Origin of the sequence: Segniliparus rugosus ATCC BAA-974 (genome assembly GCF_000185725.2) — a bacterium.
Classification (GTDB): Bacteria; Actinomycetota; Actinomycetes; order Mycobacteriales; family Mycobacteriaceae; genus Segniliparus; species Segniliparus rugosus.
Genome location: NZ_KI391953.1, coordinates 1,549,856 through 1,562,992, shown reverse-complemented (window position 1 = coordinate 1,562,992; position 13,137 = coordinate 1,549,856). Strand labels below are relative to the sequence as shown.

The window sequence follows — 13,137 nt, the reverse complement described above, 5'->3', positions numbered from 1 at the left end:
TTTCCTATTGTCTCCGCTAGCTCGCCAGCCTGCGGCGGCGCTTCTCCATCGCGGCGATGCGCTCGGACTCGGACAGCCCTCCCCAAATCCCATAGGGCTCGCCGACCCGGATCGCGTGCTCGCGGCACTGCATGATGACCGGGCACTGCCTGCAGTATTCCTTCGCCTTATTCTCCCGTTGCCTACGGGCCCGACCGCGCTCCCCTTCCGGGTGAAAGAAAATCGAGGAGTCCATCCCGCGACAGACTCCTTTCATCTGCCAATCCCATACGTCCGCATTTGGACCCGGGAGAAGTGGAATCGACATAGTGACGGTGCTCCTCATTCGTAAAGCCTCAATTATTCGCCCAAACATCCGCCTGGCGAGCATCTGCTCTCCACCGCCGACTCGGGTTGACCACCTCGTTGTGTTGGAGCTACCGTACGAGGCGACAGCAGCGCCGTCAAGACCCCAAAAAAGTGGCATTTCACATATCCCATCCCCGCTATGTGAGAAAAACTCCTCTAGGATGCTGAAATCTCCGAAAAATTTACATCTGATCAATTCGCGTTAAACTCCGTGTTAACTTCCGCCGCGTTTGGCGACCGCCCCGGGGCGCACCCCCTGCCTCCTGCGAAAACGCCCTTTGAGCAATGGTTGCGCGCGGTGGCGCTGGCGGGGCGGGGCAAATACGCCGACGCGACCGGGGAGGTCGCGCCGCTCCGCGAGTCGCGCTATTCTGCCGCGCTGCGGTCCACGGCGCTCAGCCTCGAAGCCTCGATACTCCGTCAACAAGGCTGCCACGAGCGGGCTTTGCAATTCGACACGCGCGCGCTCGCCTTTCTCTCTGAGCGGGCCCCGCGGCAAAAGGAAGACCCCGAATTCGTGCTCGCCCGATGCGACGCCTTGACCGGCGTCGCCGCCGACAATATCGGCCTGGGAAGCCTCGCCGACACTCGCCGGGCATTGGACCAAGCCGAGACGCTGCTCGACGAAGCAGAGTCCGCGCCCTTCGGCTGGCGAGCGAGGCTCCGCTGGCGGTGGGTGAGCGCCGAAGCGGCGATGGCCGAGGGGAGCCCGGACGACGCGCTGCGCGCGGCAGCCGCCGGCCAGAAGCTCGCGGACAGCTGTCCCAGCAGGCGGCACGCGTGCAAGTCGCGGCTGATCCTCGCCGCGGCGCACGCCTGCGCTGCTTCGACCGCCACAGCACGAACGCTCGCCGAAGACGTCTTCGCGAAAACCGAGGACGCGGGTCTGCTGCCGCTGGCCTGGGCCGCCGCCATGCTGCTGCACGCCACCTCGCCGGACGAGGGCTGGGACGGGAAGGCTACGGCTTTGCGCGGCCAGTGGGCCTGACTCGGGTCAGGTCGACCGGGCCCATCTGCGCAGCAGGTCGATCCGCTCCTTGAGCTGCTGCGCAGAAGCAGCCGCGACTGCGGGCCCGCCCAATTTCGCGCGCAACTCCGTGTGCACGACCCCATGCGGCTTCCCCGTGCGATGGTGGTAGGACGCGACCAGGGCGTTCAGCTCGCGGCGCAAGTCGGAAAGGCTCTTGCCGGGCTGCTCCGCCGTCGTCGGAACCACGGCGGCAGGGGCCTGCGAGCGCCGCGCCAACTGCTCCTCCTGCCGCTTGCTCAAAAGCGCGCGCATCTGCTCCGCGTCCAAGAGCCCGGGCAACCCCAAGTAGTCCGCCTCTTCGTCCGACCCGGCGAAGGTGGCGGTCCCGAACGAGTTCCCGTCGTAGATCACCTGATCCAGCTCGGCCTGCGCGCCGAGCGCCTCGAATGACTCCTGCGACAGATCCGCCGTGGACTCTTTGCGGTTCGCCTTCTCGAGAAGCCCGTCCTCCCAGCCCTCTTCTTCCTCTTGCCGCTTAGGCGCGCCCAGCACGTGGTCGCGTTGCGTCTCCAGCTCGCTCGCCAGTCCCAACAGCACCGGCACAGAAGGCAGGAAGACGCTCGCGGTCTCGCCTGGGCGGCGGGCGCGGACGAAACGGCCGACCGCCTGCGCGAAGTAGAGCGGCGTCGCGGAGTTCGTCGCGTACACCCCGACCGCGAGCCTCGGCACGTCCACGCCTTCCGACACCATGCGGACCGCCACCATCCACTTCGAGGTGCCCCGGGAGAACTCTGCGATCTTCCCCGACGCGCTCGGATCGTCGGAGACGACGACCGTCGGGGCTTCCCCCGTGATCTCGCGCAGCTTCAACGCGTACGCCCGCGCCTTGTCCTGGTCCGTGGCGATCACCAATCCGCCGGCGTCCGGCATGCCGGTCGCGCGCTTGTGCTCCAAACGCCGATGCGCGGCGGCGAACACGGCAGGGATCCAGTCGCCTTGCGGGTCCAAGGCGGTGCGCCAGGCGCGGGCGGTGTGCTCGCGGGTGAGCGGCTCGCCGAGCCGCGCGGCGTACTCGTCGCCCGCGTTGGACCGCCAGCGCGCCTCGCCGGAATACGCGAGGAACACCACGGGACGGACCACTCCGTCCGCCAACGCCTCCGCGTAGCCGTATTGGTGGTCGAAGCGGCTCATGAGCGAACCGTCCCCCACCGGCTCGTACCGGACGAACGGAATAGGGTTGTCGTCGCTGCGGAACGGCGTGCCGGTCAGCGCCACCCGCCGCTCCGCGCCTTCGAACGCCTCGCGCACGCCGTCGCCCCACGACTTCGCGTCTCCCGCGTGGTGGACCTCGTCGAGGAGCACAAGCGTGCGCTTGCGCTCGGTGCGCACCCTGTGCCGCGCCGGATGGGCCGCGATCTGGGCGTACGTCACCACCACTCCGTGGTGGTCGCTCGAAGTCATGCCCACGGCGTTCGAGAACCGCGCGTCGAGGAGCAGGCCCGACTGCGCCGCCGAGTCCGCCCACTGATGCTTGAGATGTTCGGTGGGCGTCACCACGGTGATCTGGTCGACGGTCCGGTCGGCGAGAAGCTCAGCGGCGATCCGGAGCCCGAACGTCGTTTTCCCCGAACCGGGAGTGGCCACTGCGAGAAAATCCGACGGAGAAGAGCTCAAGTACTTCGCCAACGCGCGCCGCTGCCACGTGCGCAACGGCCTCGCCTGGGCGCTCGCCTGCGTCAACCTGCTCGTCTCCTGTGCCTTGGGCCTCCCACACGCGGGGAGCGTCCCCGATTTGCCTTGCCCATGATACGGCGAACAGCCCCAGAGCCAGAAATCCAAACTTTTGCCCTGGATCACAAATCCCTTACTTTGAGAAACGCCACATAGTGGCATATGTCGTAGCAGAGGTTGGAAGAGGTGCGCAGCATAGTGTCGGGATTGCCGCAAAGATCGCGGGCCGCCCTATTCGTAGCGATGATCGGACTCGCCCTGCTCGTCCCGAGGTCTGCCGCCGATGCGGACGACCAGCGGCCCAGCGGGCCGACTCAGCGGGGCACAGATTCGTACGGCAAGCCCTCTCCGGTGAACGGCTGGAAGAACTGCGCCGAAGCCCCGGCGCACGGGGTCGCGGCCATCGTCCGGGGCGGACCCGGCTACAACCCGGCGCTCGACCCCACCAACGGCGGCGCGAGGCGCCTAGGCGCCTCGCGCCGCCGTTCCCTTGAGCGGCACGCCACGCCTCATCTATTTGATTTAGATCACATTTTTCGGTAAAGTGATTTGTACAACACATACCGAGACCGTTCGTCTGAAGCAGATTGAGGTGTACGCAATGAGGAGACCGGCACGAGGAGTTTGCCTGCTCGGGTTTGTGGGAGCGCTCTTTGCCCCTGCGGCCCCGCTCGCGGCCGCCGACGACAGCCAGCCTTCGCCGGATCCCTCGGCCGCCGCAGGCCATGCGCAGAACGCGGCTCCCCCTGGACCGCTCTGGGTGAAAGGACCGTACGGGAAGCTCTTCCCGGTCGGCGGCTGGAAAAACTGCGCCGAAGCCCGAGCCCGAGGGGAAATTCCCATCAAACGGGGCGATCTCGGCTACAACCCTGCGCTCGACCCCACCAACAGCGGCATCGAGTGCACGTAGCCGTCGCTCACCCCAACGAGTGACGGAGATCCGCGAGCAAGTCTCGTTCGTCCTCGATGCCGATCGAGAGCCGCAAGAAGCCTTCCGGCACCGCGTCGCCCCACCTCGCCCGCCGATCAGCGGTGCTGTGCACGCCGCCGAAGCTCGTCGCTTCTGCGAAAAGCGCGCTCCGGGCGAGGAACTGCTGCGCCGCCGCGATGCTTGCGAGTTCGATCGAAACCAGGCTGCCGAAGCGGGCCATCTGCCGCGCCGCGAGCCCGTGGGAGGGGTCTGCGGCTAAACCCGGGTAACGCACCGAGCGCACCTGCGGCTTTCCGCTGAGGAATTCGGCGACCGCCTGCGCGTTCGCGCACTGGCGGTCGAAGCGCAGCGCGGCGGTGGCCAAGCTGCGGTGCGCGAGCCATGCCTCGAACGGGCCGGTCGTCGCCCCGGAGACGGTCCGCTCGCGCTCGACTGCTTGGGCGAGGTCGGCGCGATTGGCCGCCACGTAGCCCAGAGTGATGTCGCTATGGCCGCACAAGCCTTTCGTCGCGGCGGCAACGACGAGATCCGCGCCGAAATCGAGCGGAACCTGCCCGAACGGAGTCGCCGCCGTGTTATCCACGACCAAGATCGCCCCGGCCTCGCGCGCGGCGGCGGCCGCCGCGCGCAGATCGAGCACGTCGAGCGTCGGATTCACCGGGGTCTCGGCGAAAACCACTCGGGGCTGCGGGGCTCCGGCCAACGCGCGGATCGCGTCCACAAAAGCCCCGCAGCGCTCCGCGCGCACCTCGACCCCGGAAGCTGCGAGCCGCTCCCCCGCGTACACCCGAGTCTGGTAGTAGCCGTCCGACGGGACTAGGAGCGTGCCGCCGACGCACAGCGCGCGCAGCGTGGCGGTGATCGCCCCCATGCCGGTCGGGAAGACCAGCGCGCGCTCTGCCCGCTCCAGTCCGGCCAGCGCCGCCTCCAATGCCCGCCATGTGGGATTCGAGTTCCGGCCGTAGAAATCCCCTGCTTCCCCGACCGGCAGCGCGTGGTACGTCGACGTGAACACCGGGCTGGGCGACAGCGGCTCGCCCGGAGCGTGGGGACTGCTCGTCGCGCGGACGCAGCGGGTGTTCGGACCAGGCTCATCGGGACGGCTCATGCCTCCTAGCGTAGAGGGGCCAGTAGGCTCGACGTGTGAGCACAAGCGAAGCGGAGCTCGGACTCCCCGAAGGGATGGAAGAGGCGGACCTTGACGAGATCCGCTCGATCGCCGTGGAGGCGCTCGCCGAAATGGGCAAGCGGACGGTGCGGATCGAGCCTTCCGCGCTCGTCCTCGACGACGGCGGGCTGTTCTTCCTCGCCGACGTCGCCCACGCCTGCGCCAGGGTCGAGCGCTCGGAATGGCCGAGCGTCGTCGCGCACTACGCCAGGGTCATGGCCGCGCCGAGCGCTTTGGAATCGGCCCAGCTCCCCGACGCGGAGTTTTTGCGGCTCACCCGCGCCCGGCTCGTCGGCCCCGACGCTCTGAACGCCCTCAACGCCCAGGACGGCTCCGCCCAGTCGTACCGATACGCCCGCGCGCTCGTCCCCGACCGCGCCGGGACCTCCCCGCTGATCGTGCTCTGCCACGACCTCCCAGAAACCGTGATCACCCTCGCGGACCTGCACCTGAAGGGTAGAGACCTCGAAGCTGTGTGGGCCTCGGCGCTGGCGAACACCGCCGCAGAGCCGACGCAGAGCCACGACGTGCTCGAACAGGACGGCGCGCAGATCGAACTCTTCCGGAGCGATTCCTTCTTCACCGCGGCGAAGGCGCTCGACTTCCCCGCGCTGCTCGACGGCAGGGCCGCCGAGCACGGCGTCGTCTTCGCCGTCCCCCTCCAGCAGATCGTGCTGCTGCACCTGCCCCGCGACGCGGGCGAGACAGCCACCTCGCTGAACATCCTGGCCCATCTCTCGCGGGAATGGCACGAGCAAGCCGCGAAACCGGTCAGCCCTGAGGTCTTTTATTGGAAAGACGGTGTCTACCAACAACTCACCACCCAAAACGAGGACGGCGACATCGCCGTCCATGTCGAGGGGGCCTTCTTCGACACCCTCAACGCGCTCGCCGACGGTCCCCGCGACCCGGACGAGCGGCCCGGGCGCGGCTGAGACCGCGAACACAGCGCTTCCGTCCGCTCCAGTAGACTCTCCGCATGCTCGAACGCCGCGCCGCCCTTCGGACGCTCGCTCTCAGCCCGCTGGCCCTGCTCGCGCTCCCCGCCGGGCGCGCCTTCGCGGATCCCGACGATGACGACGACACCGGCCAAACGGACGGCGGTTCGGAGAGCCAAAGCGACGAAGAGGACTCGGGGGAGGACAACGGGCACCGCCCATTGGGCTACGGGGTCACGTTCACCACGCAGGGGGTGAAGGTCGAAGTCGCCGCCCTCGCGTGCGCGCCGGTCCCCGGGTTCATCACCACGCCCACCGGCGGCAAGCTCTGGGAGGCGCAGATCGCCGTGCATGTGATCTCCGGCCAGAGCCCCGAGGTCTTCCTCCCCGGCACATTCAATTTCCGCGCTTTCTACGGCGACCTGCCCTTCCAGTACTACTACCCTCAGTACTCCGGCTCCGCCGACTCGCTCCCCGCCATGCTCCATTACGTCAAAGTCGGCGACCGGATCACCGGGAAAGTCCGTTTCATGGCCGACCGAGGGACGATCCTCGCCCTCGGCTTCTACGCCGGTTCCGTGGAGCGGTTCGCCCCGGTCCTCTTCTGGGACGTCCCGCAACCAGCGCCCGCCCCTTCCGCCGAGCCGGAGAACTAATCCGGGCCTGCCGCGCGCGGGACGCCGTGGCTGACGATCGGCGCGAAGCCGTAGACTGTTGCGGTGGTCGGGCACATCATCCATATGATCGTCGAAACGCTCCAGGGCCTTCCCCCGTGGGCGCTGCTTGTGATGGCCTTCCTCCTGCCTGCGCTCGAGGCGTCGGTCTTCCTCGGCGTGGTGATTCCGGGGGAGATCGTCCTGCTGCTCGCCGCCATCGGCGCGAGCAAAGGCCAGCTGCCCCTGTGGGCGGTGATCGTCGCCGGGATCCTCGGGGCGATCATCGGAGACTTCATCGGTTTCGAGGTGGGCAAACGCTGGGGCCAATCGCTCCTGGACAAACTGCCGAAACGGATCGTGAAACCCGATCACATCGAGAGGGCCCGGGCCGCGTTGCGCAAACGGGGCGCGCTCACCGTGTTCTTCGGCCGCTGGGCCGCCGCGCTGCGCGCGTTCGTCCCCGGCCTCGCGGGCATGTCGGGCATGCGTCTTCGCGTCTACGCTCCGGCCAACGCGGCGGGCGGCATCGTCTGGGCCGTGGTCGTCGCGGCGCTCGGCTATCTCATCGGCCAAAACGTCGAGAAGTACTTGAGCCGGGTGTCCAACGTGATCACCGTGGTCGTGGTCGCGCTGTTGCTGTACTTCCTGGTCCGTGAGATCGTCCGAGTCCGCGCGAAGCGCAAAGCACTCGTATCGGCGGACACGTCCTCGGAGGTCTAGCCGTGGGCGCGGTCATCGAGACGGAGGTCCGGTTCGCCTCGGGCCGAGGCTCCTGCGCGGGATCGCTCTTCCGTCCGGACGGTCCCGACTCGTTTCTCCCCTTGCGTCCGATCGTCGTGCTCGGCCATGGCCTCGGGGCGGTCCGTCAAATGCGACTGCCCGCCTATGCCCGGCGCTTCGCCCGAGCCGGGTATCTGGCGATGACCTTCGACTACCGGCATTTCGGGGAGTCCAGCGGCGAGCCGAGGCAGCTGCTCTCGGTCCGCAGGCAGCAAGAGGACTGGCAGGCCGCCGTGCGCTACGCGCGCTCGGCTCCGGGGGCCGATCCGCGCAAGATCGCCGTCTTCGGCACGTCTTTCGGCGGCGGGCACGTCATCGCGCTCGCCGCGAAAGACCCCTCGCTCGCCGCCGTGATCGCCCAATGCCCGTTCACCAGCGGACTGGCCTCGCTCTTGACGGTGCGCCCGCCCGGCGTGGTCCGGGTGGCCGCAAGCGCCGCCTTCGACCTGCTCGCCGCCGCGCGGCGCAACGCCCCGGTCCTCCGTCCCGCTCGCAGGCGAGACCGGCTCTGCCGCGCTCATGAACCGCCCCGACGCGAAGGACGGTTACCTCGGGCTCGTGCCCGAGGATTTCGCCTTCGCCAACGCTGTCTCCGCCCGGTCCGCAGCGGCCATCGCGCTCTGGTCGCCTGGCCGCGCAGCCTCGAAAGTCGCCCCGCCTGTCCTGTTCGCAGTCTGCGAGCGGGACTCGGTCGCCCCGCCCGTGCCGACTCTCCGTTTCGCCGCGCAAGCTCCTCGCGCGACCGTCAAACGGTACCCGTTCGGCCATTTCGAGATCTACAACGGAGCTGCGTTTGAACAAGCCGTCGAGGACTATGTCGCGTTCCTCCACGAGCACCTGCCCGTTCCCGAGCTCTAGCGACGTCCGCTCGACGACGGCCGACGCGCAGCGCCGCCCGGACCCGGAGTCAGCGGCTCGAGTCGCAGTGATGGACGAACGCGCCGTTCGGCACATCGGCACGGGCGTCTCGCAACGCCCTGCTGCGAGACTTGCCCGTCCCTCGGGCCGTGCCCCATCGACGGTTGTCCGCCCTGCGGTCGTCGATCCACCAGCACTGCGCCTTCCAACGGTGGGCTTCCAGCGCGGCGACATGCGAGGCGGGAGGCGATGCGATCGTCGGCGCAGCGGACGCGACCGGCGCAGCGCCCAGGCCGAGGGAGAGCGAGCCGAATCCGACAAGGCCCAACACGGCCTTGCGCACACCCCTGTTCATAGGCCCTTCCCATCTACTTAGCTAGTGAATCCTAACTACTTCGAGCCCTCGAACGCCCCGGTTTCAGAATTCTTTGGCTTCTCTGAAGAGAACGATCTTGCCCGCAGGAAACTTCCCGATGAGAAGGACCGTGATCAAATCGCGATCAAAAACGTCTGCTGCTCGCTCATCCCCAGTGCGGAGGGCGTTCCCGCCTCAGGTCGCCGTCCCGCGACGCCCCCTGCTCCGCCCGCCAGTCCTCCGGGTCCACGGCGGACCGCTCCCCCGCCCGCGCCGCCGGTTGGCCCGCCGGGCGGAGCTGAGGACGCAGATAGTCGAGCAAAGCCTGGCCGTCGGGCACGCCGAGCCCTGTGCACGCGTCCCAGCCGGGTCCTGCCGAATACGCTCCGTTGTTGCCCTCTGTGATATCCCGGAAGCCAGGGAACTGCTCCGTTCCCGCCGCCTGCGGATAGACGAGCGGCTGCAAGAGGCCGAGCGGACGCCCGAGCGCTTGCGCGAGACGGCAGGCCAACGCCGCCCACAGCGGAGCGACCGCGCTGGTCCCGCCCACCACCATGGGCCGCCCGTCCACCACGACCTCGTACCCTGTCGCCGGGTCCGCCACCGCCGCGACGTCAGGGACGCCCCGGCCTTCGCCCGGCACCTGCACATGTGTCTGCCACTGCGGCTCCGCGAAAACGCGGCTCACTCCGCCGCCTGTCGCCCCGCCTGCCGGGCCCGCGTTCCACACAGTCTCGGAAATGACCGAACCCGTGTCGGCTTCGGCCACCAGCCGCGTGCCGCCGCAGGCCAGCACATACGGGCTCGACGCAGGAAAGTCGGTCTCCGGCCGATTGCGCGGGCCGCCGTCCGAACTCCCCGCGTCCCCCGCGGCCGCGGTCACCGTCACCCCGAGCGCGGCGGCGTCGGCGAACGCCTGGTTCATCGCCTCGCGGGCTTGGGGAGTCCATGCGCTCTCGGGCGAGCCCCAGCTGATGCTCATCGCGGTCGGAGCCGGATTCGCATGCGCCGCCTCGCTCACCGCGTCGAGGAAGCCCCGGTCGGAGTTCGGCGCGAAATAGACAAGGATCTCGGCTCCGTTCGCCATGGCCCCAGCGATTTCCACGTCGAGGACCACCTCCCCGTCCGCGCCGTTCGGGTCGCCCTCAGGAGCGTTCCTCGCTCCGTCCACCGACACCGCCGTGACGTGCGGCGCGCTGACGCCGAGCCCGGCGAAATACCGGCGCAGCTCCTCGTCGGAGTAGCCCCCGCCGAGTTCGACGATCGCCAGCCGTTGGCCAGCGCCGGTCGCCTGAGCTGGAAAGTTATAAGTCTTGACGAGCTGCAACGGCGTGTAGGAAGTCGAGCGCGCCTGGGCAGGGACGAACCGCAGCCGAGCCTCTGCCTGCGGGCGGTTGTCCAGGCCCAGCACAGCGGTCACGATCCCGTCGAGCTCCGCAGGCACCTGGAGCTGCCCCGTCCGGTACCGATGCCTCGGCCCGGCCGCAGCGCCTTGGGCCGATTGCGCGGAGACGAACAACGCGCAGCCGAACGCCTCGCGCATCGCACGGGCATTCCCCTCAACCCGGATTCTGCGCGAACGAGCGTCGACGCTGGAAACGTCGACTCCGAAACGGCCGAGCACGTCGGCGACTCGAGCGACATCGGCGGGATCTGCGCCATAGCGCTCGGCCAGCTCAGCGCCGGTCAAGGTCTGCGTGCCCCGGACGAAACTCTCGGGCAGCTCCGCCCGACGACGAAGCACGACGGTCGCGTCGACCCGCTCGTCGTCGGGAACCGGCGCGGCCGCGATCAGACTGTGTAGCTCGGGACGCTCGCTACCGCGAAGCGGGACGTGGCTCTTTGCGGACATGTCTCCAGGCTAGCGAAATCCTCTGACACATGCCGTCGACCCCGAGCGGTCTCACATCTTGTAGGCGTCCGGGATGCCGCTGCCGAGCGCCACATTGCCAGGGTTCGGCGTGTGCCCGTAGCGCTGGCGGGCCACTTCGCCCGGCAAGCCGAGCAGGCCGCCGATCTGCCCCCAGGTGATGCCGCTGCCGACAGCCTTCTCCGCCGCGCTGCGCACCATCTTCTCCCCGGCCTTCATCATCCTGATGCCCTCTTTGAGGTCGGCGACGAAGTTGCCGGTCTCCTTGAACTCCTGCTCCTGCGGCTCGTCGTCCTCCGCGATCTCCGCGTTGCGCGCGTCGATGTCCTCGAGGTATTTCTCAAATCTCGTTGCCATGTTCTGAGGGTACCCGAGAAGAGCAGCGCCCGTCGGATGAGATCTGCGACACTATCGGGATCGGGCGTTCTCCGCTTCCCGCGCCTCGCCCTAAGCTTTGCCCATGGTTCTCTCCGACCTCTTCCAGCAGCTCGTCGAGCTCAAACACTGGCTCGACAGCTCCGCGTTCCGGGTGTTCGGCGACCAGCCCACCTCCTGGGCCGAGGTGATCGGCTTCGTCCTTGGCGTCGCGAGCACCGGGTACGCGGCGGTCGAGTCGCCGTGGTGCTGGCCGTACTCCATCGCCAACAACGTGGTCTGGATCCCCCTCTTCTTCACCGCCCACCTGTACGCCGACATGTCGTTGCAGATCGGCTACGCCGTGCTCGGCGCGATCGGCCTGTGGCATTGGATCAAAGGCGACAGCGCCAGGAAGACCGACCACCCGGTGACCCGCACGCCGCAGTGGGAATGGCATCTGCAAGCGCTCGCGCTGGCCTTCGGCACCTGGTGGCTCTGGGCCGTCCTGGTCCGTCTGCACGACTCCGCGCCATTCCTCGACGCGTTCACCTCGGTCTTCTCGATCATCGCCATGTGGGCGCAGGTGCGCAAGTACATCGAGACCTGGCCTTTGTGGGTGGCCGTCGACTTCGTCTACATCCCTTTGTATATCTACAAGGGCCTGCACCTCACCGCCATGCTCACGGTCGTCTTCCTCGTCTTCGCGATCTGGGGGTGGCTGGTCTGGCAGCGTTCGCTGCGCCGGAGCAGGCTCGCCCTCGCGGCTCCCGCGTTCGCCTGACGGGAAGTGGCGAGGAACGAGCCCTGCCGCACGAGAGGCCGATAACGCCGAGATCGCTCAGCCCTGGAAGCCCGGCGCCTTAAGGGCCGAATGCGATCAGCGAGAGCGCATGGATCACCACGCCCGCGAGCGAGCCCACCACAGTGCCGTTGATCCTGATGAACTGGAGGTCTTTGCCCACGTTGAGCTCGATCTTGCGGCTCGCGTCGTCCACGTCCCAGCGTTTGACCGTCTCCCCGATGATGGCCACCGCTTCGACCGAGAACCGCTCGGCGAGGTAGCGGGCGGAGCCGACCAGCCAGTCGTCCAGGCGACGGCGCAGCTCGGGAGACTCCTGCAGCCGGACTCCGATGCGCAACGTCGCCTCGACGAGCCGTTCCTGCATCGCGCCGCTCGGGTCTTGAAGGGTCTGTTTCGTCTTCGTCCAGAGCAGCATCGCCACATGCTCGACCGACTCCGGGGAGATGAGCTGCGCTTTGATCTTCTCCACCCGCTCGATCATGGCGGGGTCGTTCGAGAGGTCCTCGGCCAGCTCGACCAGCCATCGGTCCATCGCCCGGCGCAGGCCGTGGTCCTGCTCGTAGCGGACCCTGGCGGTGAACTCCACCAGCTCGCGGTGGATCTTGTCGCCGACGAGCCCGCGCACGAACCGAGGGGTCCAGCCCGGCGAGTCGTCGCTCACCACTTTCTGGATGATCGGCTCGCTGGTGAGCGCCCATTCGTGCGCCCGCTCGAAGACAAGATCCATGAGCGGGCGGTGCCTACCCTCCTCCAGCACGTCGGAAAGGAGCTTGCCCGCGATAGGAGCCCAGTCCGGCTCGCTGATCCGGTCGACGACCCAGGTCTGCATAACGCGCGCCACGTCTTCGTCTTTCGGCAAGTTCGCCAATTTGCCCAAGGCCGCGCCCGCTTCGGTCGCGACGCGCTCCGCGTGCGAAGGAACCGCGAGCCAGTCCCCCAGCCTACGCGGCACGCCGACCTCCCGGATCTGGCGCTCCACCAGGTCCGGGGTCAAGAAGTTCTCCCTGATGAAGTCGCCGAGCTGAGCGCCCACCTGGTCCTTCTTCTTCTTGATGAGCGAGGTGTGCGGGATCGGCAAACCCAACGGATGCCGGAAGAGCGCGGTCACCGCGAACCAGTCCGCGAGCGCGCCCACCATGCCCGCCTCCGAGCCCGCTCGCACGAACCCTCGGAACGCCGGAAAAGAACCGGGCCACGCCGCTTGGTGCCAGAGCGTCGCGATATACACCAGGGTCACCACGAGGAAGAAGCCGGTCGCCACTGCCTTCATCCGGCGTAGCTCAACTCGTTTCGCCTCGTCTGAGGACCACAGCTCGCCGGGCGGGATGACGCTCACCGCATCAGTCTAAAGCGTCTCGGACGAACCGCGCTGG

At 68.1% G+C, this 13,137-nt stretch carries 13 protein-coding genes and 1 pseudogene; 7 read left to right on the top strand and 7 right to left on the bottom strand.

Going from position 1 to position 13,137, the window contains the following annotated elements:
* Window positions 1-16: 16 nt before the first annotated feature.
* Window positions 17-307 carry a WhiB family transcriptional regulator gene (locus HMPREF9336_RS07705; RefSeq protein ID WP_021030314.1) on the bottom strand — a complete coding sequence of 97 codons (291 nt, stop codon included), beginning with the start codon at window positions 305-307 and terminating at the stop codon, window positions 17-19.
* Between the two features lie 339 nt (window positions 308-646).
* Between HMPREF9336_RS07705 and HMPREF9336_RS07700 the strand changes: the two genes are divergently transcribed.
* Complete coding sequence (locus HMPREF9336_RS07700) at window positions 647-1,336, top strand: hypothetical protein (protein ID WP_156920317.1); 690 nt, start codon at window positions 647-649, stop codon at window positions 1,334-1,336.
* Window positions 1,337-1,342: 6 nt separating this feature from the next.
* On the opposite strand, the gene HMPREF9336_RS07695 is transcribed toward HMPREF9336_RS07700, so the two are convergent.
* Window positions 1,343-3,211: a DEAD/DEAH box helicase gene (locus HMPREF9336_RS07695; protein WP_084206628.1), complete on the bottom strand. Its 1,869-nt coding sequence runs from the start codon at window positions 3,209-3,211 to the stop codon at window positions 1,343-1,345.
* A 478-nt stretch (window positions 3,212-3,689) separates the two neighbouring features.
* Here HMPREF9336_RS07695 and HMPREF9336_RS07690 point away from each other — a divergent pair, with 478 nt between their 5' ends.
* Complete coding sequence (locus tag HMPREF9336_RS07690; RefSeq protein ID WP_007470610.1) at window positions 3,690-3,959, top strand: excalibur calcium-binding domain-containing protein; 270 nt, start codon at window positions 3,690-3,692, stop codon at window positions 3,957-3,959.
* A gap of 7 nt (window positions 3,960-3,966) precedes the next feature.
* Here HMPREF9336_RS07690 and HMPREF9336_RS07685 read toward each other — a convergent pair whose 3' ends face one another.
* A complete protein-coding gene (locus tag HMPREF9336_RS07685; protein WP_007470608.1) occupies window positions 3,967-5,088 on the bottom strand; it encodes a cystathionine gamma-lyase in 1,122 nt (373 codons plus the stop codon).
* Window positions 5,089-5,123: 35 nt separating this feature from the next.
* Between HMPREF9336_RS07685 and HMPREF9336_RS07680 the strand changes: the two genes are divergently transcribed.
* From HMPREF9336_RS07680 to HMPREF9336_RS07665, 4 genes and pseudogenes are all read left to right on the top strand, one after another.
* Entirely contained in the window at window positions 5,124-6,083 is a 960-nt protein-coding gene (locus tag HMPREF9336_RS07680; protein WP_021030312.1) for a hypothetical protein, read from the top strand.
* A gap of 44 nt (window positions 6,084-6,127) precedes the next feature.
* A complete protein-coding gene (locus tag HMPREF9336_RS07675; RefSeq protein WP_007470605.1) occupies window positions 6,128-6,742 on the top strand; it encodes a hypothetical protein in 615 nt (204 codons plus the stop codon).
* Between the two features lie 63 nt (window positions 6,743-6,805).
* Complete coding sequence (locus HMPREF9336_RS07670) at window positions 6,806-7,462, top strand: DedA family protein (RefSeq protein ID WP_007470603.1); 657 nt, start codon at window positions 6,806-6,808, stop codon at window positions 7,460-7,462.
* A gap of 2 nt (window positions 7,463-7,464) precedes the next feature.
* A pseudogene (locus HMPREF9336_RS07665) lies at window positions 7,465-8,380 on the top strand (alpha/beta hydrolase).
* A 49-nt stretch (window positions 8,381-8,429) separates the two neighbouring features.
* On the opposite strand, the gene HMPREF9336_RS07660 reads toward HMPREF9336_RS07665, so the two are convergent.
* The 3 genes from HMPREF9336_RS07660 to HMPREF9336_RS07650 form a co-directional block, all read right to left on the bottom strand.
* Window positions 8,430-8,735 (bottom strand): hypothetical protein, encoded by a 306-nt coding sequence (locus HMPREF9336_RS07660; RefSeq protein WP_021030309.1) that lies wholly within the window; start codon window positions 8,733-8,735, stop codon window positions 8,430-8,432.
* Between the two features lie 166 nt (window positions 8,736-8,901).
* The gene (locus HMPREF9336_RS07655; RefSeq protein WP_007470600.1) at window positions 8,902-10,587 is read right to left on the bottom strand and encodes a S53 family peptidase; all 1,686 of its coding nucleotides are present in this window, start codon (window positions 10,585-10,587) and stop codon (window positions 8,902-8,904) included.
* A gap of 51 nt (window positions 10,588-10,638) precedes the next feature.
* A complete protein-coding gene (locus HMPREF9336_RS07650; protein ID WP_007470599.1) occupies window positions 10,639-10,962 on the bottom strand; it encodes a hypothetical protein in 324 nt (107 codons plus the stop codon).
* Window positions 10,963-11,065: 103 nt separating this feature from the next.
* On the opposite strand from HMPREF9336_RS07650, the gene pnuC reads away from it, so the two are divergent.
* Window positions 11,066-11,743 carry a nicotinamide riboside transporter PnuC gene (pnuC, locus tag HMPREF9336_RS07645; RefSeq protein ID WP_007470598.1) on the top strand — a complete coding sequence of 226 codons (678 nt, stop codon included), beginning with the start codon at window positions 11,066-11,068 and terminating at the stop codon, window positions 11,741-11,743.
* Window positions 11,744-11,822: 79 nt separating this feature from the next.
* Here the strand turns inward: pnuC and HMPREF9336_RS07640 are convergent, their stop codons facing one another.
* Window positions 11,823-13,100, bottom strand: a complete 1,278-nt coding sequence (locus tag HMPREF9336_RS07640) for a DUF445 domain-containing protein (RefSeq protein WP_007470594.1) — start codon at window positions 13,098-13,100, stop codon at window positions 11,823-11,825.
* Window positions 13,101-13,137 lie beyond the last annotated feature (37 nt).